Genomic DNA, 24,259 nt, shown 5'->3' with positions numbered 1-24,259 from the left:
AGCACGAAGTGATCAAAACGACGTTACCAAAAGCGAAAGAATTACGTCGCGTAATCGAGCCTTTAATCACACTGGCTAAACAAGACAGCGTTGCAAACCGCCGTCTGGCTATGGCCCGTACAGGTGATAAAGAGGTAGTAGGTAAACTGTTCAACGAGCTTGGTCCTCGTTACGAAGCTCGCCCAGGCGGTTACACACGCATTCTGAAATGCGGTTTCCGTACAGGCGACAACGCTCCTATGGCGTTTGTTGAACTGGTAGACCGTCCTGAAGTTGAAGTTTCTGAAGAAGCTGAAGCGACAGAAGAGTAAGAGATTACTTCATCGATTTATCGATATTAAAAAACCCCGCGAAAGCGGGGTTTTTTTTCGAGACAACGGCCTACATATGCGACTTTAAACGATACCTAGTGTAAGATTGCTTTGTAATGTGCATAGTTAATGAATCTTAATAATTATGGGTTAAAATTGCTATGAAAAATTAGCAACTATGATAGTTTCTTAGATAAAAATCCAAATGAGCTATAAAATGAAATGTACAACATCGAATTCGTCATCTATTGGAGATAGTAAACTTAGTGAAATTAACCTCCTTCAAGAGATTCAACTTCTGCAAATCGAGTTAGAAAAGGCTTACTTGAAAGGTTCTAGTAGTAGTGTAGCCAAGGTAAATTCAGAAGAGTCACGTCCAATAGTTGATGAGAAATGGTGTATCGAATTTAACAATGCATACTTCATTAAAGTTGAGTTTAATTTGATGCTCGATGATGTTAAGAAGTTTAGAATTAACAAAAAGAACTTAAAGCGCTTAAAGATGATAACGCAAGTCGCACGTCAAAAAAGCGATATTAATTTATTATTAAATTCTGCAATGTTTGATACACGTTGGTACTTAGATACTTATGATGATGTAAAGAAATCCAACGCAAATCCTGTCTTGCATTATCTTGCATTCGGTAATTTAGAAGGTAGGGATCCTAGTTCAATGTTCAATACCAGCAGATATTTAACTCTAAATCCTGATGTGAAAAATTGTAATATGAATGCTTTAGTGCACTACCTAAAGTTTGGCTCTTCCGAAGGAAGAAGAACATAAAGCTTGGGTTGGAATTTAGAAAATAATATGTTGTATATAAGTAAAATAATTTCATTATTCGAACATGGTAATTACGATGAAGTAATTTCTTTGTGCCGTAACGCCATCTCTATTCATCCATCGCTTTATATCTACCATGAGTATTTGGTTCGTGCGTTAGTTGCAGTAGCTAAGTATCAAGATGCGATAGTCGCTACTCGAGATGGTCTGAAAATAAACCCACATTCGATTCATCTTAAAGCCGCAAAGATGCAGTTACAGCAACATGTGTTGAGTAATGACTACGCGAGTGTCGGTGCGTTTGAGCGCTTACCTTTGACTGAGCATGGTCGGAATTTAGAAATGGGCATTCGAACTAGCGCAAATGGTTTAAAGGTTAAAACTGCAGATATTCCAAGGGTATCTGTCATTACAGCTCTATATAATAACCCTATATCTATCGAGCGTTGTATTAATTCCATTCTATCGCAAACTTATACGAATATAGAGCATATTATAATTGATGGCGGAAGCGATGAGTCAACCTTAGAAATCATTCGAAGATATGCAGAAAATATAGATTACATAGTGTCTGAACCTGATAAAGGTATCTATGATGCAATGAACAAAGGAATCCGTGCTGCACAGGGTGATTATGTCTGTTTGTTAAATTCAGATGATGCATATGATGTTACTCACATAGCGAAGCTAGTTGAAGCAACTGCGGGAAGTAGTTCTCAAGTAATATACACAAATTTTAAAGTGGATGGGAAAAAGGTATTAAGTTCAAATGAGATTGGACAAGGAATATACCTTGGTAACCTTAATTGCAATCACGCAACATTTTTGGTACCAAAGCAAGTCTATAATGCCGTAGGACTGTATGACTTAAGATATAATATTATTTCTGATATCGACTGGATTAAAAGAGCTTTCGAGCTTGGCATAAAATTCAAAAAGATAGAAGAATACACTTTTAATTTTTACTCAGGAGGTGCATCAAGTGGAGTGTCTCAGCTCTGGAAAGAAAGAATGCATCGTGAAATATCTGAATTTTACCAAATTGAATTTCCATTTTTAACTTTTAATGACTGTCTGAACATTTATAATTTTAGATTTAATGCAAGATTTGCTGAGCCACTATTTGAAATTGCCGTGAAATTCAGCGGTTACGAAAACTTTATACATAGTTTGACTAAATATATTAATGACTGTGTAACTTTGCGTGATAACTTTAAACTATCTTACGATGAAATTAATAATTTTAAGTTGCTTGTTAAGCTATATGAACGGTTAGGACTAAGTGTTACAAATATTAGGATAGAAACTAGCAAAGGTTGCTTTTCAGATATCACCAAGTCATTTTATAAGATAATTTCTACTGCGAATAGAAGAAAGCAAAATAATGCAAAAGTTCTCCTGAATTATGTTTTTCAGTTTTCAACACCATCTGAAACATTCATTTATGACTTTATAAATCGATATAATCAAGAAGGGGTTATATCTATTGTCCTGTGTGATGTCCGTATTCTTGAAAAAGAACGACCTTCAGAGAATGTTATCGTTATTGATTGGGCCAGCTTTCGTCCTGAAATAAGAAATGAACTCTATAAGTTTATATTCTCAAATTTAGATATAGATTTGGTTGTCAGTCATTTTGCAATCAATGATAGAAAGCTAAAGCAGCGTATAAATCCATTGGGAATTAATCCTCCTACAATTGCAATGACACACGGAATAGACGTTTTCACTCTTAAAGAAAATAGAGATTATAGAGACTTTGTAGCAAAGCATTATGGTAAACATTCTCCTAATCGACTCACCACTGTATCAAATTATCTTTACTCTAAGTTGTTAGAGAATGGCATACCTAGTTATAAAATCGATTTGATTCATAATGTTGCAAATTGTCGCTTTCTCGAGCGTCATAAAACTATTCGTAATTTTGACAAACTTAACATACTGTCCATCGGACGATGTATCGAATGGAAAGGTCACGACGATTTGATAAATGCCGTATCCCTATTAAATCAACACTACAATATAGATACCCAAGCTACGATTGTTTATGGTAGCCAAGACGGTTGCCTTAGCAGTCTGCAAGACTTAGTTACTGAATTAGGTCTAGAAAATCATATTTCATTTATTGATTTTATTGATTTTAACGAGCACCCAGACTTTCATTCAAACTTCAACTTTTATGTACAAGCTTCAAAATATAGTTCTGATGTAGAACCAAGAACTGAAACATTTGGGGTTGCAGTTTTGGAAGCTATCTATGCAGGGCTCCCTGTAGTAGTAACCGATGCAGGTGGGCTTCCAGAGGTAGTTGGAAACAACTTAACGTTTGCTAGAATTGCTAAGGCAGACGATCCTAGTGATTTAGCCAAAAATATAGCTTGTTTGTTTAGTGAACAAGTGCCTCCGGTTAATAATTTTGAGTACGCCAGCTCTAGGGCTGAATTCTTTAGCGAAGAAAGACAAAGAGTATTATTTACACGTAGTATTTCAAAAGTCATTGAGCCAAAATGTCGCGTAGCAATATTTTCTTCAAATACTACTAAAGGGGCTGGATACGCAGCTTATCGTGTATTGCAGAGCTTAAGATTCCATAGTTTAATTGAACCTGCATTGTTTACTCATGATAAAAGTCATAGAGCAAACGCATGGGTCAAGGTCCTCGAACATCCCAATAGTAAGAAAAATAATTGGAGATTTTTTCAAAGTACTAAAAACAGCCATGAAGGCTTGACAATTTTCACTAACAATGAGCCTATACTTGAAAATAAAGACTTAGAAGCTTTAGTCGCAGATTACGATATTATTAATTTACATTGGACAGCTAGATTTATTTCTGTTGAAAATTTGGCCTATCTATCTTGGTTAGACAAGCCTGTCGTCCTCACTATTAGGGACATGTTTTATCTAACCGGTGGCTGTCACTATTTTCACGGTTGTGAAAATTGGCAATCAACATGTAAAAATTGCCCTCAGCTAATCGATGATATATCTGGTTTTCCATCAAAAGTTCTCGATTACAAAAAGAGTCAAATTAATTTTTCCAACATTACGATTGTAGTGTTAAGTAACCACTCAAGAAAAATTGTTGAGAAATCTATTTTTAAGCAATGTCGCATCGAGTTGATACCAAACTCGATTGAGGTAAGTGTTTTCAAACAGGATAAAATGGCAAAAGTTCGTACTGAGAATAGTATTTCAGAAACAACTAAAGTAATTGGTTTTGTTCCCTCATTTCAGAGCGATGTAAAGGGCTTCGAGGAAGCTATAGAGGTGTTGAATCGACTCTATGATGATAATGATTATGACAAAGATACACTAATTCTTCTGTTAGGAGATTCAAAGGTTGCAGCGGAAAGAATTAAATTTCCGAGTTTAAGTGCTGGTTTTATAAACGATAATGCAGAACTTGCGAAGCATTATAGTGCAATGGATATTCTTCTTGTCCCATCAAAAGAGGAAACTTTTTCAAATACTACTGCTGAGTCCATAAGTTGCGGAACCCCTGTCCTAGGTTTTGCTACTGGTGCGATCCCTGACTTAGCTATTGAGGGACTTTCAGGTTGTAGCGTACCTATAGGTGATATAGATGCAATGTTTCAAAAACTTAAAGACTATCTCCTAGGTGTTCCGTTAGACAGAGTGAAAATACGGAAGTTCGCGACAGATATGTTAAGAATGGAAAATCAGGGAAAAGCTTATCAGGAACTTTTTTACGAACTAAGGGATAAAGCTAAAGTTTCCTTACCTATAGCGTCTGCACGAAGTAAATCATTATCAATTGATTATAGTGTTTTGAACAGCTTACTTTCAGATCATTCTAAGGATGATGCGTGAAATTTATTTTTTTTGGCGCATCAGTATGTGAGCAAAGTGTGAGTCATAGTACTCAGGAAGTAACTGGCTTTATTAATGTACTTCAGTCACTCATAGAAAGAACAAATGTTGACATAAGTGTTGATCGTGTCGCTGCAGCTTCCTGTAGCATATCTGATGCGGGTTTAGCACTCGTTGATGATGTAGTAAATCTTAGGCCGGACGTTTGTTTTCTAGAGTGGTGTACACCTGTCGAGCAAGGCTGTAGACGACGAGACGTTGAATCGATTTTCCAGCGATTACTAAGTGAAGGGATCTTACCAGTTCCACTAATTTTTCCTCGCAAAGATCGCAAGCAAAGTCTCACTGATATATATAAAGAGATGGCTTTAGCTTCAGAAAAATATTGTACGCCATTTCTGGATCTTAGTATGAAGTATTCTTCAGCTATTCTAGATAATATTCTTAGAGATGTAGTTCATACAAATATATTTGGTGCCTCACTTTATGCTTATGATCTTTTGAATTGGATAATTAACTTTAGGAAGGTTAATCCATCGCGGCCAAAGCTCTCATATTACGAGCTTTATAGTCGCGTTCAAGTTGATTTAAAACAATTTAAGGGTAGAACCACAGCAATAGATTTAAACATTGAGTTACCGAGCCGTTCAGGTAATTTTATCGTTTTTCTCGAACAACGGATTGGCCCTTGGAGCAGAATACTTAAAACTGAATCCAATCTTTTTGCTCAACCAGTTCTTACGCCTTTATTCGATCCTTGGACATGGAGGGAGCGCCAATGTATCAAGCCTTTAACAACCTGGCTGGAGTCTTCAGGTAAGGAGTGCAGAGTTAATTTTATTTTTCGTGTACAGGATTGTGAGCTGACTGGCTATACTCCAGAACAACGTGAGATAGCAAATTTCTCTCGGGTTAAGCCAGAAATACGCCCTTACGGTCGCTTGATAATCATCAGTGATATGCCTGAGTTATCGATTAAGAATATCAAGGTTCTATAACTAGCTAATTAGGACAAGTTTGATGAAAGATGTTTATCTACACATTGGTGGAGGTTTATCAGGTACATCGTATGTGCAGAATATTCTTTATCCGCATCGGGAGATGTTGTTAAAACACGGGTATTGCTATCCATATGATTTATTACCAAACAATATTTCTGGTGGTGATAATCAAAAGATACTAGCATTTATTTCAAAAGGCGGTGCCTATAAAAAGGCCTTTATGAGGCCTTATGCTGTTGATTCTTCGGGGAATTTTGAAGAGTTTAAAATTTTAGTGCGGGAGCATTTCCGTAAACAAACTATGCAACTGCCTAACAATACTAAGGTCATTTTATCCGCTGAGCAACTTTGGTCAGAACTTGTTGATTATACGGACCTCATGCGTTTAAAAGAGAACTTATTAGCTTCAGGTATGAAAGTTAAGCGCATCTTATTTTATGTTAGAGAGCAGGCAGAATGGTTAAACGCTTTTTATTTACAAAAGGCTTATGAAGGTAGGAAAACAGATTTTTCGTTACCTTTTGGATATAAATCATTATTTCAACGTTTGGATTATTTTCAGACCGCTATGTTATGGGAGAGAGTCTTCGATGATGCTGAAATTAAAATAAGAATTTATCGGCGAGAATATTTTAGTTTACAGAAATTCTTGGATGATCTTTTAGATTCACATGAACAAGCGGTAGAATTATCATGTGCATTTGGTCCGCAAGCTAGTGCTACGGAAAATTCAGGACTGCCAGATTTAAATACCTTCAAAGCAATACTCTACTGGAATCGGGCCATTGAGCACAGTACTCCTCTTTCGAGATTGTCGCTTCCCGGCAAGGCATTTGAGAAAAAAATCACTAATTTGCGAAAAATGGATAAAAATTCAGATCTTTATATTCAACGAGATCAGGCAAAAGATATAAGAAGTATTTTTGAAGGCTCCAATAGCCTTCTTACACAAAAATATCTTAAAAATGGAGAAAACTTTAGTATGTCTTCATTGCATAGCTTTCCAGAAGGTATGTTAAAGCAATTTAGTGAGGTTGATTTTTTAGAGTTTTTGTTTTTCAGTAACGAAACTTAGCAGCATAACTTCCCTGGAGCAATTCTTGGCCAAGGCAATCATCAGCTTAACAACGATCAGTTCTCGTATTTCTCGTATTTATGAAGTTATCAATTCATTATTGTCTCAGAAATCGCATGTTGAGGTTGAGGTAAGACTTTATGTAAGTAGAGAAGGGTTCATGCTTGATCAGGGCATTAAGAACATCCCAGATACACTTTCAATTTTATCAATGCAATCTAATCAATTTAAGATATTTTTTGTCGAAAATTCAGGTCCGTATCGAAAAATAATTCCCGTTTTGAAAGACAGTTATCTGGGTCTAATCGAATGTGATTACGTAGTTACCGCAGATGATGATACTCTTTATCCTGATTATTGGTTACAAAGTTTAGTAAACATAAACAATAAGTTCGACTGTGTTGTAGCATACCGCGGAAGGCGGATATCGACTAACTCTCGAGGATTTACTCCTTACGAGACTTGGCAACATTCAGATGAGTCGCTACTACGTCCTTCATACAACACGCTGGGTACGGGAAAAGACGGCATACTTTACAAACCTAATTATTTTCATGATGACGTGCTTGATTTGGAAGCCGCCTTAAAAATTGCTCCGAATGCAGACGATTTGTGGCTCAAATATTATACAACCATCAATGGTGTGCGCTCGGTTCTAGTGTCTTCGACTTTAACAAATAGCTTCTACGATCTGGGACGTTATGACGACAACACACTTTATAGAAAGATTAATAAAGATGGTGGCAATGATAAAGTTATGTGTAGTTTACAGAACTATTCAATGGAACGATACTCAAAGAGCTATTTGGATTTCTTTAATGCGGACAACATTCCTAATATCGATGATGCTTAAATTTTGCAAGCTGAGAGAGTTGAAAAACTTTTAATTCAAAATGCTTTTCAAAGTAAGAAAATAGGTCTAAATTGTGAATAGTAGGTCTAGACGACGAAAAAATAAACTTTCCGCTAGTCAAATATCACTATCCTGCATGACTATGGGAAGTAAACGTGAATTCTCTGAGGCAAAACGCCTTGGATATATGTTGCCGAGAAATTCTCTAAATTTCGCACGTTACGTATATAAACAAAAAATTTACTTTATAAATCGTTATGATCTTTCCCACCGTGTTTCCATGGAGTATAAGTGCTACTTATTTAATCCGCTTTTATTTAACTTATGTGGTTTTATTCCGCCTATTATTGATACTTTTGCAAGGGAGATTAGATCCAAACCGAAATCGCCAAAGGACTTAAATTTTTGGCAATATCCTTGCGCTACAGAACAGCAGGCATATTATAACCACTTGCATATTGAGTTCGGAAGGCACGTAGATATTGATCTAAAAACCGTGCATGTGTACTTACCTTTACCCTGGGCAACATATATTGATAAGAAAGCATTTCCCAATGTGTATCTACAACGTGTAAAGTGTACTGTTGATCATTATAGGTCGCTTGCAAAAAAAAATGGCTTCGCCCTTAGGGTTCATAGTGTGTGCCAACACATTCATTGGGACCTTATACTTAGAAAGGCACAATGGGTAGGCGTCAACGATATTTATCTTTCTCACAAAGATTCCAACAGTAAACAGAAGCAAGAGAAGGTAGGTACAAATCTCGATTTACGAGGTTGGCCCCTAATTGCTGTAAATTATGAAACTCCAGATCTAAATGTAGGTATGGCCTATAAAGCAATATCTGATCGCAGCCTCCTAGCATCATTTATTGGTGCTCACATGAAGCACTATCTTGATAATACTCGAAGAGAATTATTTGATGCTGCTAAAGCGTATGGTAGAGATGATGTTCTTGTTGACATATCTACAGAGTGGCATTTTAACAAAGTTGTATATGAAGAGCAGGTCTTAAATAAAGTTCTTGAAGCGGATTATATCGACAAACACCATGCTCGCACTTTGCGCTACAATACGATTATGTCGGATTCCAAGTTTTCGTTATGTCCGGTAGGAGCAGGCCCGAATACTTTGAGATTTTGGGAGGCAATCGCAGTAGGGAGTGTCCCTGTTATATTCTCTGACGACTTGGCTATATTAAAGGAAATGGGCTTCAGTGATAACATACTTGAACTCTGTCTGGTCTGGAATGGTAAGATTGACGTTGCCTTTTTTTCCCATCTTGCATCATTCTCTTCGCAACAGGTAGCTCGCAGGTCAGAAAAATTAATTGATATGTACAAGAGAATATCGAAAATTGTATTTTTCGATATAAAACCATGATGATATAAAGAATTTCATCATCATTTTAGTCTGATTACAATGGTGAATTTTATGGTTTAATTTTTTATTAAACCATAAGATGATTTACAAAATCTGATATGCTTAGATTTACTGATTTGATTGATAAAATATTGAAAACTTAAAGTATCAATTGAGTATTTATTTTAATCATTATAAATGAAAGATAGTTTATGAAAAAAGCACTTATAACCGGTGTAACCGGCCAGGATGGTTCTTATCTAGCGGAATTTCTGTTAGAAAAAGGGTATGAAGTTCACGGTATTAAACGTAGAGCTTCACTTTTCAATACTGAACGGGTAGATCATATCTACGAAGATCCTCACAACGATAATCCGAAGTTTCACCTGCATTACGGGGATTTGACAGATTCGTCTAACCTGACCCGTATAATCTCTGAAGTACAACCAGATGAAGTTTACAACTTAGGTGCCCAATCCCACGTAGCAGTCTCCTTCGAATCTCCGGAATACACCGCTGATGTAGATGCCATGGGTACGCTGCGTTTACTTGAGGCAATTCGTTTCCTTGGTTTAGAGAAAAAGACAAAGTTTTACCAGGCTTCCACTTCTGAGCTGTATGGTTTAGTGCAGGAAATCCCGCAGAAAGAAACTACACCTTTCTATCCGCGCTCACCATATGCTGTAGCGAAGATGTATGCGTACTGGATTACGGTTAACTACCGTGAGTCATACGGCATGTATGCTTGTAATGGCGTTCTGTTCAACCATGAATCTCCGCGCCGTGGTGAGACGTTTGTTACCCGTAAAATTACCCGTGCGATTGCAAATATTGCACAAGGTCTGGAGAAGTGTCTTTTCTTAGGAAACATGGATGCACTTCGTGACTGGGGCCATGCTAAAGATTATGTTCGCATGCAATGGATGATGTTGCAGCAGGAGCAGCCTGAAGATTTCGTTATTGCTACAGGGAAGCAGATTTCTGTGCGCGAATTCGTACGTATGTCAGCTAAAGAAGCCGGTATTACTCTGGAATTCAGTGGTGAAGGTGTAGATGAAATAGCTACGGTAACAGCAGTGGATGGCGATAACGCCCCGGGCGTTAAATCCGGCGATGTAATTGTAAAAGTTGACCCGCGCTATTTCCGTCCTGCAGAAGTCGAAACATTACTGGGCGACCCGTCCAAAGCCAAAGAAAAACTGGGTTGGGTACCTGAAATCACCGTTGAAGAAATGTGTTCAGAAATGGTTCAGAGTGACCTTGAAAAAGCTAAACAACACGCATTACTTAAATCGCACGGCTACAGTGTCGCCGTAGCTAAGGAGTAATGCGTGAAGCGTGTATTTGTTGCCGGCCACAACGGTATGGTCGGTTCAGCAATTGTCAGGGCACTCAGTGCCCGTGACAATGTTGAAATCATTACCCGCAGCAGAAAAGAACTGAATTTACTTTCACAACACGATGTGAATACGTTTTTTGCTGAGAACAAAATTAATGAAGTATACCTTGCTGCTGCAAAGGTTGGCGGTATTCACGCAAACAATGAATATCCGGCAGACTTCATTTATGAAAACCTGATGATTGAGTCGAACATCATTCATGCAGCTCACACTAACGGTGTACAAAAGCTGTTGTTCCTGGGCTCATCCTGTATCTATCCCAAAATGGCTGAACAGCCAATGACAGAGTCAGCGTTGTTGACCGGTACACTCGAGTCGACCAATGAACCTTATGCTGTTGCTAAAATAGCCGGTATCAAGTTGTGTGAAAGCTATAACCGTCAGTTTGGACGGGACTACCGCTCTGTAATGCCTACAAATTTATATGGCCCTAACGATAATTTTCATCCTGAGAATTCTCACGTTATCCCGGCATTGTTACGTCGTTTCCATGAAGCCGCGCAAAGCAACGCGGAAGAAGTTGTTGCCTGGGGCAGTGGCAAACCAATGCGTGAGTTTCTGCACGTCGACGATATGGCAGCAGCCAGTATTCACGTGATGGAACTTGATAAAGAAACCTATGAAGCAAATACTCAGCCAATGCTCAGCCATATCAATGTAGGAACGGGTGTGGACTGTACCATCAGGGAGCTGGTTGAGACGGTTGCCAAAGTTACAGGCTTTAAGGGTGCCATTAAATGGGATACTTCAAAGCCTGACGGTACACCCAGGAAGCTGATGGATGTATCACGACTTAAAGCGCTGGGGTGGCAATATTCCGTTTCGCTTGAAGATGGTCTCGCCCAGTCTTATCAATGGTTTCTCGAAAATCAGGACAGCTTCAGAGGTTAGTATGTTTCTGCCGGATGATACATTCAGGACTGTTGTCGATAGTACACCACTGGTGTCTATCGACCTTATCGTCAAAAATTCCGAAGGTCAGGTTTTGCTCGGAAAGCGAAACAACAAGCCTGCTAAGGATTTTTGGTTTGTGCCGGGCGGTCGCATTCAGAAAAATGAAACGATGTCTGATGCTTTTACACGGCTCTGTAAAGAAGAGCTGGGTTTAGAGAAACGGATATCCGATGCTGTTTTCCTTGGACCCTATGAGCATTTCTACAATGACAGTATCTTCGGCGATGACGTTAGCACGCACTATGTGGTGCTGGGGTATGAGGTGAAGTCAAACATAGCGCTTACAAACTTACCTAATGCCCAACATAATGAGTATGCTTGGTACGGCATTGATAAAATAGTAGATGCTGAAAATGTACATAAACATTCCAAATGGTATATGCCTGCGGTTGTTGCATCAATTGCAAACGCTAATTGATTAGTGATGCACTTAATTCTTTAGCGATAATCTCTTTTCCAAATTTTTCCTTTACTATTTTCGCCGCGTTTTCTTTCTTTTTTCTGATTTTATCGGTATCGAAGAGCAGAGAATTTAGTATCGGTATAATACGGTTATACTGTTTTAACGGAACGAGATATCCTGCTCTGCTATCAATAACTTCCTCTAAGGCTCCCCATGCATAACCTACAGGAACACACCCAGATGCCATTCCCTCAACAATTGTTCGACCAAATGATTCCTGAAAATGAGACAGATTTAGTACTACATCCATTTCTTTGTACGCATTTATCGGGTCTGTTGTATATCCGCGATATGTGATATTGGGTAGATTATGTAATTCCAGTCTTTTTGTAAGGTCTGAAGTGCTGGGACCGTAGATATAAAAATGTATATTGGATGTTAGCCGAATAGTGGCTTCAGCAAGTTTAAATAAATCATCAATACCTTTCTTCACAGTGTTACTGCTCAGCATAACCACATTTAGCGTTGATGACGTTTTAAGTGGTCGCTTGTTCGAAAATTGCTCTGAATCTATGGAATTATAAATAACTGTAGTTTTGTTATTCAGATCGATGTATCCACTTGTAACATTAGAATTGGCAATTATCAGATCGCTATTTTCGTCTACATGTTCACGAATTTGTTTTGGCGTGGCGTTCATTCTCATACACAAATCCTGATCATGATTAGGAAGTTCTCTCACGTGCATTACGGATTTTGCATTGCTACGCTTGGCTGCTATGTGAGGTTCCCACAAGGTCAGAGTATTAACGTAAACTATTGACGCATTACACTCTTTAATTATTGCTGAAATTTGTGCAGTTACTTCGGCAATTTCGGTTCTTTCAAAGCGCCACCAAGGTATAGGGGTGAAGTAGATCCTTTCACAGTAATGACTGATATCATAAATGTATTCATGATTAACTCCACTTGGTAGAATTACTGAGATAGCAGCCCCTTCAGTGCATAACATACGAATGCAATCTAGGAAACTTCGTTCTGCACCAAAAAGTTCTTTACCAGCCAGATGGGCAATCATCAGTATTTTTTTGGCGCTTGCATGTTTTGCAGAACCCTTAACAGACAATAATCTTGACTTCAGCATAGGTTCTGAAGCCCAAGCACTAAGGGCTTCAAAATGGGAAGTCTTGTTGATATAGGCAAGGCCACTGATACTTAATGTTGGATTTGGATCTCTACCTTCTTCTAGGCCATGGTTTATAAAGTGTTTTAATGGGTCAACTCCTGCGGCCGCGATGTCGGGATATGCCGCCAGATACCATGATGCATCGAATATGCATTTAGCTTTTATGACGTTTTTCAAGTTCTCTTTTCTCGACTCAATACTTCCACGGCATATCAAAGGCGGAGCTATGAACTTTCTTAAACCAGTTTCTGGCATATACAAACTGCGTGCGCTGCTATGCCATTCGTTTGCTGCATCGTTGTATTCTTTTCTTATTCCTGAAAATTGAGTTCGAATGTGTGTTGCACTCATTTGTGTAAGAGATCCGTCCGCTACTCGTCCAAAAGCAAGAGGGACGCCAGGTAGGACTTCCATAATGGCGTTACTTCCAAATTTGGACAAAATTCTGAAATAGTATTCAGTATCTGCATTTACTGAAACAGAATCCCAGTAGCCTAATTTTCGAAAGACAGAGCGATGAAACAAAAGACTGGAAACATTCCTGTAAATCCAGCCATCCTCTATTCTCCAGCGCTCGAAATTCAGATTCGCTGTAGTTCTTACCCAGTGACTGACAGAAGCTTTTGCTTTTCTATTTTCCTTTAGCGCCTGAAGCTGTTTTTCGATTTTCTGTGGGTGAGACCAATCATCCGCATCATGGGTAGTGACAAACTGGCCTTTTGATAGTTTAAGACCACTGTTTCGAGCCACATAAGCTCCTTTGTTATCTTTAAGTTGCAGATACTTAACTCTTGAGTCTTTTTCACAAAAGCCTTCAACTACGTCCTTACTACCATCGGAAGATGCATCATCAACGACGATCACTTCGATTTTTGGGTAGGTTTGCTCAAGCAAGCTACTAATAGCAACAGAGATAGTCTTTTCAGCGTTGTAACAAGGAATAATAATAGAAACCAAAGGGCTGGTATAACCCACTTTGATTTGTTCTGCAGTCAAAGAAATTAGGTTGTCCAAACCTTCACTGCTTTTTTCGGTCAATTGAATTATCTCTGAATGCTTAAATATTTCATTAATGCAAGCTATTTTTTTCTCACCCTTTTCCAACATTGAAGCAGCAAGTGACTTGTTGCTTGTCGCCGCCCAGCGCGAGTTGTTCAGTACCGACAGGGCACTTTCTATCTCTTCACAGTGATAATATACAGTGAAAGCTAGTGTAAAAAGCCCATCATGCGGTATCAGCTTAAGTAATATCTCGTGGTTTAGCAGGTCTTCAATATAATCCTTCGCAGTTTGCCATTCACCATAGCTGGCCAGCCATCGACATAGAAACCAGGTAGCAAGTCCTTGCTCGGAATTCTTGTTGTCTTCTGATATTTCCTTTAAACGTGCCGCAATTTCGTCTGCGTTATCTTTCATCCATAATTGATTGTCGAGTGCTACAGATTCAAAGGCGCATGGCCAGCGACCTTCTTTCCATCCATAGTTTTGAAAATGATGCAGGGGATCGACCTTAGCGGCAGCAACATCAGGATAAAATTCGGAATACCATTTAGCATCGAAAAGTTTAAGGATATCACTAGGAATTTGTGCTGGCATAACAACTTTCTAATCAAATGAATGTGCTCATGGTATGTTTGAAGCAGTGAACTTGTCCACTCGATTTCACATGCAGCTAATGCTGATTTAATCCGTCAGGAGAATATGATGTAATACGACGTTAGTCGCCAAGAATAGTAGAAATAGTATGTTCGCTACAGCAATGGCAATAAACCCTAGCGTTTTATTATACTAGTTCAATTAGAATTGACACTTCATTATTAGTACTGAAGCTAGCAAACCAGGCGGAGAAATCGATATAAGCGGAATCTTCAGCATCAGTTAAAACGTATCAACGCTAACGCAGTATATGGTATAGCCAACATAGTAAAGACTGGTTGTGCTGAATTTAAAGGTTTTTATGAAAGTTGTTTTTCACTTTGGTCCACCGAAGTCTGGCACGTCAGCCATACAAAACTGGATGTTATCTAATCGCCAATGGCTTTTGAGTCAAAATATTTATTACCCAGATCATGATTTGGATATTAATGGGGTTAGTTCTGGTAATTTAAGAAAGATTTTTGTTGAAAGCGAGAGCAAACTTGAGCTATCTGCTTTGCTTCTTGCCGAAGAAGTTGAATACGCAAAACAAGCGCACTGCCACACTATCGTATTTTCATCTGAATTTTTCTTTCGCAAGCTAGAGCAAATTGCTGCACAAGTGCCTGAAGCTGTATTTATAGGTTATGTAAGGTTTGGACTAGAGATGATGCAGTCGTCTTATAATCAGGCTGTTAAGAGGCATGGTAGAACGGAGCCTTTTAGACAAGGGGGCTATCTACAATCTACCCTTAATGTTTTATCAGCGTCCATTAGCCGGATTGGTGAGGGGCGTTTCCTACTTCGTCCTTACTCTAAAGCCCTTTTTATAGATAATAATATTGTCTCCGACTTTTTGAAAGTTCTGGAGGTTAAGTGCGATAGTATTGACATACAAGTTGGGCGTATCAATTCCTCTTACTGTTTAGAAAGTATTGAGGTGAAGCGCTGGATTAACCAGTTGGAATCCAAAACGCTTCAGACTCAATTCGATTTGGCGTTACAGAGCTATGGCAATAATGAACCGTTCTCTTTATTTTCTGATACCGATTTCGAAAAAAGCAAAGTCGCATACCTTGGACAACTGAAGGAATTTTTAAGTATGCATAAAGTTGCACGCTCGAACGATTTCTATGAATTGTGTGCAAACCAGGTTAATGAGGCGTTTAGGAAGCAAGAGCTATCGGAGTCTGAATTTAGAAAAGTACTTGTGACTCTGCTCAAAGAGCGAAAGCTTTCCTATACAACTATTTATATAACTTATAAAAATGCCCAAAAAATTAAAGGGCAGCTGTCACATCCTGAAAGAGTCGATGTATTGAAGCACCTAATTCCAATTTGGACTAAAGTGGTTCACAAGGTCAAAAATGCACTCAGAGTTCATTGCTAAATGGGAAACTGATGTTTTGAGAAGATTACTATTGACATTGCAAACAGAGAGATATTCATGGTGAGAAAAGGAATAATACTGGCCGGTGGCTCAGGCACACGCCTTCACCCGCTAACTAAAGTCGTCAGCAAGCAACTGATGCCGGTTTACGACAAGCCGATGATCTTCTATCCGCTGGCGACACTGATGATGTCCGGTATACGCGACATTCTTATCATAACCACGCCGCAGGAGCAGGCCCGGTTCATCGAACTGATTGGTGATGGCTCAGCATTAGGTATCAATGTGCAGTATGCGGCACAACCTTCCCCGGACGGTCTTGCTCAAGCTTTTCTCATTGGTGAAGAGTTCATCGGGAAAGATGCCTGTACACTTATTCTCGGTGATAACATCTATTATGGTCACGATTTAAAAGTTTCCCTGAAGAATGCCTATGAGCAAGATTCTGGTGCTACAGTTTTCGGCTACCACGTGAATGACCCAGAACGTTACGGCGTAGTTGATTTCGACGATGACTGGAATGCACTGTCTATTGAAGAGAAGCCTGCCAAGCCTAAATCAAACTATGCGGTCACCGGTCTTTATTATTACGACAACCGCGTGGTGGATTTTGCTAAGGCTGTTAAGCCGTCTCCCCGTGGTGAGCTTGAAATTACCGACCTGAATAACCTCTATCTGCAAGATGGTTCGCTTAAAGTTGAACTGATGGGGCGTGGCTCTGCGTGGCTGGATACCGGTACGCTGGACAGCCTGCTGGATGCTGCCAACTTTGTGGCTGCTATCGAAAAACGTCAGGGCCTGAAAGTATGCTGCCCCGAAGAAGTGGCATTCCGAATGGGGTATATTGATGCTGCTCAGGTTGAGAAGCTGGCCAGACCTTTGATTAAAAGTGGCTACGGTGAGTATTTAATGAAGATCATCAGTGGTCGGGTTAAGAGCTAAGCGCGTATCTTCAACGTTCGATTTTTGGGAATAGCATTTCATGCAAGTAGTATCGACAGACATCCCGGATGTCAAAATCATTGAGCCCCGCGTCTTTGGTGATGAGCGTGGCTTTTTCCTGGAAACCTTCCGCACTGACTGGTTCAAACAGGAATGTGCCGATGTGGATTTCGTACAGGATAACCATTCAAAATCTAAGCAGGGCATTCTCCGTGGTCTGCATTATCAGCTGGAACAGACTCAGGGCAAGTTAGTCCGGGTGGTTAGCGGCGAAGTGTTCGACGTAGCGGTAGATATGCGTAAAGACTCGCCCACGTTTGGCAAATGGGTTGGCGTAATGCTGTCTGCTGAAAACAAACGTCAGCTGTGGGTGCCGGCAGGTTTTGCGCACGGCTTCTATGTCACCAGTGAATCGGCTGAGTTCGTGTACAAGTGTACCGATTACTATCATCCAGAAAGTGAAGTGTCCGTGAAGTTTGATGATCCGACTATCGGCATCGACTGGCCTCTGGTAAATGGTGAGGCACCGTCGCTGTCTGCAAAAGATGCGGATGGCCTCGCCTTTACCGACGCACCTACATTCTGAGGAAAGCCCATGGCGATAGTTGTAATAGGGAAGTCCGGTCAGTTAGCGTATGAGCTGCAGCAGGTGGGCGGTGATAACATCGTGTGCCTGGGCCGTGACAATATCGATATTACTGATAAAGGTGTGCTTGCTGACACCCTTGATGCCATCAAGCCGGATGCGATTATCAATGCGTCAGCGTATACAGCGGTAGATAAAGCCGAATCTGAACCGGAAGCGGCAGCGCTGATTAACACGCAGGGCGTGGCCAATCTCGCTGACTACTGCAAAGCTAACGGCATTTTCCTGGTACACGTGTCTACCGACTATGTGTTTAACGGTAAGAAAGGTTCTCCCTACACCATAGATGACACCATTGAGCCTCAAGGCGTCTACGGCAAAACCAAAGCCGATGGTGAAAAAGCACTGCTTAATACCATTCCGGCTTCAAGCTGCTTAATCCGCACCGCCTGGGTGTACTCCACGCATGGCAATAACTTCGTGAAAACCATGCTGCGCCTGATGGCAGATAAACCACAGCTTACTGTGATTGATGACCAGATTGGCTCGCCCACGCTGGCAAGCGGACTGGCACAGGCGTGCCTGTACGCCGCACAAAACAAAACAGCGGGTGTATTCCACTGGACTGACGAAGGCGTTACCAGTTGGTATGACTTTGCACTGGCCATACAGCAACTGGCTGTTGAAAAAGGCCTGCTGGAAAGCAGAATTCCTGTACTGCCCATCCCGTCGTCTCAATATCCAACACCGGCTAAGCGACCGCACTACAGTGTGCTGGATAAAACCCTGACCCGTGAGACTTTTTCTTCACTGCGTCCCACACACTGGCGTGAGCAACTGAATGCCATGCTGGATGCACTGAAAGCACAACAGAGCAACGAACAATGAGCAAAACCATTTTAGTCACCGGCGGTGCCGGCTTTATCGGTTCGGCGGTGGTCCGTCACCTGATTAACGATACCGACCATACGGTAATCAACTTGGATAAACTGACGTACGCCGGTAACCTGGAGTCACTGACTGCCGTCTCTGATAGCGACCGTTACTTCTTCGAGAAAGTGGATATCTGCGATGCCGAGGAAGTAAAGCGTGTCTTCACTACTCACCAGCCAGACGTTGTGATGCATCTGGCAGCAGAATCCCATGTTGACCGCTCTATCGACGGCCCGGGTGAATTCATTCAGACCAATGTAGTGGGAACTTACACATTGCTGGAACAAGCCCGTGCTTACTGGTCACAGCTGGAAGGTGATAAGAAAGACGCCTTCAAATTCCACCACATCTCTACCGATGAAGTGTACGGCGACCTGCCACATCCGGATGAAGTTGAGCCAGGCACAGAACTGCCACTCTTCACTGAAACCACGCCGTATGCACCGAGCTCACCCTATTCCGCGAGTAAAGCGTCTTCAGACCAGCTGGTCCGTGCCTGGCTGCGTACCTACAAGCTGCCTACACTGGTGACCAACTGCTCGAATAACTACGGCCCGTATCACTTCCCGGAAAAACTCATTCCGCTTGTTATTCTGAATGCCCTGGCCGGCAAGCCGCTGCCTGTATACGGCAAAGGCAATCAAATCCGTGACTGGCTGTATGTGGAAGACCATGCGCGAGCACTGGTTGTGGTAGCCCTGAACGGTGAAATCGGTGAAACCTATAACATTGGCGGCCATAACGAGAAACAGAATATCGACGTGGTGAAAACCATCTGTACCATTCTGGATGATGTTAAGCCAAAAAGTACCAGGTACGCAGAGCAAATCACATACGTCACAGACCGTCCCGGCCACGATATGCGCTATGCTATTGACGCCTCAAAGATTCAGAAAGAACTGGGCTGGACCCCGCAGGAAACCTTCGAAAGCGGTATCCGTAAAACTGTCGAGTGGTATCTGAACAATGAAGCCTGGTGGAAAGCGGTGTTAGACGGAAGCTATCAGGGTGAGCGTCTTGGGGCCGGAAATTAATTCTTTCCGTTATTCCGTGTTAGTATAAAAGCCGCATCTCCATGCGGCTTTTTTAATGTTCGATGATTAGCAGGTTTAAATGAAGAAGATTGCAATGCAATCCGTGCAGATGGCTATTAAGTTGGTGCCATCCCCAATTCGTGAAAAGGTAAAACGTAGTGAAAGGCTGACCACGTTTTACAGTCAGTCAATCCGGCGTTCTGGTCTCACATATGGTGAGCCAACTAAGCGGACGAAGAAGAAACTTTATCGGGAGTTTGTTTCTCACCACAATAAACTGATTGAAAATGTATCTTTCCGAAATGAGTCTGCAGATCTTCTGGTTGTGGTAGCCGGAGAGTCTGGTCACGAAAAAACTATTAAAAATCTCAAATCGTTGAATCTTCCTTATGAAATCTGGCCTGCGAAAAAGGATGAAAAGGGTTGCCCGGAATTTAATGAGTTACTGCTAAATAAGAACACTGGCAGCCATGTGCTTTTGATAAACGCAGGAGATATATTGCGTCCCCAATCTTGCTACATGATGTCTGCGTTGTTACAGCAGGATTCTTATGATCTCGTGTATTGTGATACAGATATTACTGCAGACCCCAAAAAGCCCGGTTCACCTCATTTCCTGCCTGACTGGAATCCCGAGCTGCAACTTTCTGCCGGCTATGTTTCGACAGGAGTACTGATTAAACGTGAGCTCCTGAACACTGTTCAGCTTAGTGCTGTCTCTATTGCAGGGTTAACGTCAGAGATCTGGTTACAGAAGTCTGATATGCGTGTTGGTCATATTCCTTCAGTATTGGTCATACGTGATGAAGAAGCTCATGCGAGACAGGAAGTGTCTGCATTAGAAGACATCGCAAGACTGACAAAGCAACATACAGATGCTGTCCCAGCATTAAATGTTGAACAAAAAATCAACCATGTGCAATGGCCTGTTGAAGAGCAGCCTCTGGTTTCTTTAGTCATACCTACAAAAAATGCAAAAGAGCTGGTTAAAGCTTGTATCGATTCGATCAGGGAAAAAACACTTTATAAAAATTATGAAATCATCCTGATAGACAATGGCTCGGATGAGAAGGAGAGTCTTGAGTATTTTGCCTCTCTTGATGCTTTACCTGAAATCAGGGTAATCAAATACCCCGGCCCTTTTAACTATTCAGCAATAAATAATTTTGGCGTGTCACACGCGAAGGGTGAGATCATTGGCCTTATCAACAACGACATAGAAGTTATTAAGCCTGACTGGCTCACTTATATGGTTGGTCACGCGATGAGGGACGATGTTGGCTGTGTAGGCGCTAAGTTGTTGTATTCGGACGGATGCATTCAACATGCAGGAGTTGTTTTAGGCTATGGCGGTGGTGCAGGACATGCGCATAAGTACTTCCCCCGATATCATCCCGGATACATGAAAAGATTACTGGCCACTCAGAATTACTCGGCTGTGACTGCAGCCTGTTTACTGGTTAAAAAGTCCAAATTTTTGGAAGTCGGTGGTTTAAACGAACAGGATCTGGCCGTTGCTTTTAACGATGTAGACTTTTGTTTGCGAGTCAGAGAAACTGGTGTCAGAAATGTATTTTGTGCCGAAGCCGAGCTTTACCATCATGAATCGGTCAGTCGTGGCCTGGATTTTGCTCCTGAAAAAGCGGCACGTTTTAATCGCGAACTCGAATATTTGCGTAGTCAATGGCATGCTTATATCAGTCATGACCCGGCATACAGCCCTAATTTGACACTTAAGAGAGAGAACTTTTCTATTAAGCGTCGTGAAGAGTTTACCGCCCTTGGGCCCCCAACTTTTTAGAAACAGTATTTATACCTTTAGATAGTGAGAAAAAATGGAACCGACGAATAAGAAATTCAAAGTCGCAGTAGCCGGGACTGGCTACGTAGGATTATCAAACGCAGTGCTGCTTGCCCAGCACAATGAAGTTGTTGCTGTTGACTTAGTTCCTGAAAAGGTAGAAATGCTCAACGCACGGAAGTCGCCTATTGAAGATAAAGAAATTTCTCAATATCTGGCGGAGAAGGAACTTAATCTCAGAGCGACTCTTGATGCTGAAGAGGCATACCGTGATGCTGATTTCGTGGTTATCGCAACGCCTACTGATTACGACCCGCAAACCAACTATTTTAATACTGGCAGTGTTGATTCAGTCATCAAAACTGTAATGAAAGTAAATCCTGATGCGGTCATGGTAGTTAAATCAACCGTACCTGTAGGTTTTACCAAAGAAGCAAAAGTAGAACACGGTACCGACAATCTTCTTTTCTCTCCTGAATTCTTACGTGAGGGACGCGCGCTCTACGACAACCTTTATCCAAGCCGTATTATTGTTGGCGAAAGAAGTGAGCGGGCTGAAGTGTTTGCCGGCTTACTCAGGCAGGGTGCAATTAAAGAAGATATCGAAGTACTTTTTACCGATAGTACTGAAGCAGAAGCCATTAAGCTTTTTGCCAACACTTATCTGGCGATGCGGGTTGCTTATTTTAATGAACTGGACAGCTATGCAGAAAGTAATGGTCTGGATTCTAAGCAGATCATTGAAGGTGTAGGCCTTGACCCGCGTATCGGCAAACACTACAACAACCCAAGTTTTGGTTACGGTGGTTACTGCTTACCTAAAGACACGAAGCAGTTGCTGGCAAACTACAGCGCAGTGCCTAACAATATGATTCAGGCTATTGTCGATGCTAACCGCACCCGTAAGGATTTTGTGGCTGATTCGATTATCAGTCGCCGTCCAAAAATTGTCGGTATTTTCCGTCTGATCATGAAATCCGGTTCGGATAACTTCCGCGCCAGTGCGATTCAGGGGATCATGAAACGTATTAAGGCCAAAGGTATTGAAGTGGTGGTCTATGAACCGGTTATTAAAGAGGATGAGTTCTTTAATTCCCGTGTAATTAACGATTTGAATGCGTTTAAAGAAATGTCAGATGTTATTGTTGCTAACCGTGTGACAGACGATATTCGTGACGTTCTTGATAAAGTCTACAGCCGCGATTTGTTCGGTGCAGATTAATTAAGAAAGAAAACAAGAAGGGGAGCGTTCGCTCCCCTTTGTTTTATCTGTTCAGTACTATCTGTATATCTTCGTCAGTTAAGCCTATGGACTGGCCATATTCAGCCAGCTTTTCGTCACTGACACCATAACTTTGCGCTGTTTCCAATATCCGGATTGCCTGCTCTTTCTCGGCATGAGTTTGTTGCAGGGCGGTGGTAATCACCTCATCTGACTGGGCAGGGAACACTGCAAGCAATGCATCCACAACATACTCGCCTACATAGGGTACAGTATTCAGTGCGGTTGACAGGATCTCAATTACCTTATTGGGATGCTCCTGAGATAATGTTTGCACAATACGATCGGCCGAGTCAGGTTCAGTTTGTACTGCTACACGAACAATTTCATCCAGCTCTTCCGGAGTCGTGTCGGCTGCGGCCTGAACAACAAAATCTACATAACTGGGCTCAGCGCGTATTGCCAGCTTAACGATATTAGTACAGGTACTGACATCTTTCTCAATTGCCATCTGCACAATATCCTGAGTAGAAGCGGGTTGTGCTGAAATGGCGGCAAAGATAATTTCGCGGTATTTATCAGGATAAGTATCCATTGCTACATCAACAATAGACACCACATCCTGGGGATAGTGGCTGGCAATCGATCGGATAGCCCGGCCGATAGACATGTTTTGATCAACCTGACGTTTCAGAAACTGGATCTGAAAATCATCATTATTATTCTTAACTGTGTCTGCGTTAGATGCTGCGAAACATAGTGCGGGTAAACACATAGCTACTACAAAAAACGGTATGCTAACTCTGGGAGTCATACTCCACCCTCATTAAATTGCGTCCCTAATGGACGCTATTATTGCTCTTATAATAGAGCTATCGTATTCGCAATTAGTTCAAATTGTCTAATTATTGTATGTATAGTCTATAAAGTAATCACTCGAACGCATAAACACAACTTTTTCAGGTATAGGTGTTGACGTGCGATTATAAATCTCTAAAATGCGCCCCACTTCTGACGGGGAGTCACGAAAGAGACTACTAAAGAAGTGTTATAACACAGAGCAAACGTAATGAGTTATAACAGTTTTCACTGAAAACACTTGAGAAATTAAATTTCAAAAAGTTGTTGACACTGAAAACGAAACGCGTAGAATGCGCGTCCCGCTTCAGGGAGAAACGCTGAAGCAGCTAGCCGAGGTTAGCAATTGTTCTTTAAAAATTTATAACAAGACAATCTGTGTGGGCACTCGTTAAGAGTGTCAACCGACGATTCATAAAAGTTTTTCGATATATTTAATTGAAGAGTTTGATCATGGCTCAGATTGAACGCTGGCGGCAGGCCTAACACATGCAAGTCGAACGGTAACAGGAATAGCTTGCTATTTGCTGACGAGTGGCGGACGGGTGAGTAATGCTTGGGAACTTGCCTTTGGGAGGGGGATAACAGTTGGAAACGACTGCTAATACCGCATAACGTCTACGGACCAAAGGGGGCTTCGGCTCCTGCCTGAAGAGAGGCCCAAGTGAGATTAGCTTGTTGGTGAGGTAAAGGC

19 protein-coding genes and 1 rRNA gene are annotated in these 24,259 nt (G+C 41.1%); 18 read left to right on the top strand and 2 right to left on the bottom strand.

The window, feature by feature from the left end; translation table 11 throughout:
- The 10 genes from rplQ to AC4PME_RS18620 form a co-directional block, all read left to right on the top strand.
- Positions 1–311, top strand: a 311-nt coding sequence (gene rplQ / locus AC4PME_RS18665) for a 50S ribosomal protein L17 (protein ID WP_491529695.1), incomplete at its 5' end; no start/stop codon positions are given.
- A gap of 217 nt (positions 312–528) precedes the next feature.
- Positions 529–1,095, top strand: coding sequence for a hypothetical protein (locus AC4PME_RS18660; protein WP_491046719.1), 567 nt, complete (start codon positions 529–531; stop codon positions 1,093–1,095).
- Positions 1,096–1,098: 3 nt separating this feature from the next.
- Positions 1,099–4,929: a glycosyltransferase gene (locus AC4PME_RS18655; RefSeq protein ID WP_491046718.1), complete on the top strand. Its 3,831-nt coding sequence runs from the start codon at positions 1,099–1,101 to the stop codon at positions 4,927–4,929.
- The gene (locus tag AC4PME_RS18650; RefSeq protein ID WP_491046717.1) at positions 4,926–5,927 is read left to right on the top strand and encodes a hypothetical protein; all 1,002 of its coding nucleotides are present in this window, start codon (positions 4,926–4,928) and stop codon (positions 5,925–5,927) included. The genes AC4PME_RS18655 and AC4PME_RS18650 overlap by 4 nt, the downstream gene beginning before the upstream one ends.
- A gap of 22 nt (positions 5,928–5,949) precedes the next feature.
- Positions 5,950–7,005, top strand: coding sequence for a hypothetical protein (locus AC4PME_RS18645; RefSeq protein ID WP_491046716.1), 1,056 nt, complete (start codon positions 5,950–5,952; stop codon positions 7,003–7,005).
- Between the two features lie 25 nt (positions 7,006–7,030).
- Positions 7,031–7,858 (top strand): hypothetical protein, encoded by an 828-nt coding sequence (locus tag AC4PME_RS18640; protein WP_491046715.1) that lies wholly within the window; start codon positions 7,031–7,033, stop codon positions 7,856–7,858.
- A gap of 142 nt (positions 7,859–8,000) precedes the next feature.
- Complete coding sequence (locus AC4PME_RS18635; RefSeq protein WP_491046714.1) at positions 8,001–9,242, top strand: exostosin domain-containing protein; 1,242 nt, start codon at positions 8,001–8,003, stop codon at positions 9,240–9,242.
- A 191-nt stretch (positions 9,243–9,433) separates the two neighbouring features.
- Positions 9,434–10,549: a GDP-mannose 4,6-dehydratase gene (gmd, locus tag AC4PME_RS18630; RefSeq protein ID WP_491046713.1), complete on the top strand. Its 1,116-nt coding sequence runs from the start codon at positions 9,434–9,436 to the stop codon at positions 10,547–10,549.
- 3 nt (positions 10,550–10,552) lie between these two features.
- Positions 10,553–11,512: a GDP-L-fucose synthase gene (fcl, locus tag AC4PME_RS18625; protein WP_491046712.1), complete on the top strand. Its 960-nt coding sequence runs from the start codon at positions 10,553–10,555 to the stop codon at positions 11,510–11,512.
- 1 nt (position 11,513) lies between these two features.
- Positions 11,514–11,993, top strand: a complete 480-nt coding sequence (locus tag AC4PME_RS18620) for a GDP-mannose mannosyl hydrolase (RefSeq protein ID WP_491046711.1) — start codon at positions 11,514–11,516, stop codon at positions 11,991–11,993.
- On the opposite strand, the gene AC4PME_RS18615 is transcribed toward AC4PME_RS18620, so the two are convergent.
- Positions 11,986–14,760: a glycosyltransferase gene (locus AC4PME_RS18615; protein WP_491046710.1), complete on the bottom strand. Its 2,775-nt coding sequence runs from the start codon at positions 14,758–14,760 to the stop codon at positions 11,986–11,988. The two genes, AC4PME_RS18620 and AC4PME_RS18615, sit on opposite strands and share 8 nt — an antisense overlap.
- Positions 14,761–15,121: 361 nt before the next feature.
- Between AC4PME_RS18615 and AC4PME_RS18610 the strand changes: the two genes are divergently transcribed.
- From AC4PME_RS18610 to AC4PME_RS18580, 7 genes are all read left to right on the top strand, one after another.
- On the top strand, positions 15,122–16,189 hold the full coding sequence (locus AC4PME_RS18610) for a hypothetical protein (protein WP_491046709.1): 1,068 nt from the start codon (positions 15,122–15,124) through the stop codon (positions 16,187–16,189).
- 57 nt (positions 16,190–16,246) lie between these two features.
- Entirely contained in the window at positions 16,247–17,131 is an 885-nt protein-coding gene (rfbA, locus tag AC4PME_RS18605) for a glucose-1-phosphate thymidylyltransferase RfbA (RefSeq protein ID WP_491046708.1), read from the top strand.
- A 40-nt stretch (positions 17,132–17,171) separates the two neighbouring features.
- The gene (rfbC, locus tag AC4PME_RS18600; RefSeq protein ID WP_491046707.1) at positions 17,172–17,717 is read left to right on the top strand and encodes a dTDP-4-dehydrorhamnose 3,5-epimerase; all 546 of its coding nucleotides are present in this window, start codon (positions 17,172–17,174) and stop codon (positions 17,715–17,717) included.
- 9 nt (positions 17,718–17,726) lie between these two features.
- Positions 17,727–18,605, top strand: a complete 879-nt coding sequence (gene rfbD, locus AC4PME_RS18595; RefSeq protein ID WP_491046706.1) for a dTDP-4-dehydrorhamnose reductase — start codon at positions 17,727–17,729, stop codon at positions 18,603–18,605.
- The gene (gene rfbB, locus AC4PME_RS18590; protein WP_491046705.1) at positions 18,602–19,684 is read left to right on the top strand and encodes a dTDP-glucose 4,6-dehydratase; all 1,083 of its coding nucleotides are present in this window, start codon (positions 18,602–18,604) and stop codon (positions 19,682–19,684) included. Before rfbD ends, rfbB begins: the two co-directional genes overlap by 4 nt.
- 79 nt (positions 19,685–19,763) lie before the next feature.
- A complete protein-coding gene (locus tag AC4PME_RS18585; RefSeq protein ID WP_491046704.1) occupies positions 19,764–21,485 on the top strand; it encodes a glycosyltransferase family 2 protein in 1,722 nt (573 codons plus the stop codon).
- Between the two features lie 34 nt (positions 21,486–21,519).
- Complete coding sequence (locus AC4PME_RS18580) at positions 21,520–22,707, top strand: nucleotide sugar dehydrogenase (RefSeq protein WP_491046703.1); 1,188 nt, start codon at positions 21,520–21,522, stop codon at positions 22,705–22,707.
- 43 nt (positions 22,708–22,750) lie between these two features.
- Here the strand turns inward: AC4PME_RS18580 and AC4PME_RS18575 are convergent, their stop codons facing one another.
- On the bottom strand, positions 22,751–23,521 hold the full coding sequence (locus AC4PME_RS18575; protein WP_491046702.1) for a hypothetical protein: 771 nt from the start codon (positions 23,519–23,521) through the stop codon (positions 22,751–22,753).
- Between the two features lie 479 nt (positions 23,522–24,000).
- Between AC4PME_RS18575 and AC4PME_RS18570 the strand changes: the two genes are divergently transcribed.
- Positions 24,001–24,259 (top strand): 16S ribosomal RNA (locus AC4PME_RS18570); the annotation flags it as partial.

The sequence above is a fragment of the Alteromonas sp. genome, from assembly GCF_984505615.1.
The sequence above is the reverse complement of the archived record's forward strand: the minus strand, read 5'-3'. Positions and strand labels throughout refer to the sequence as shown.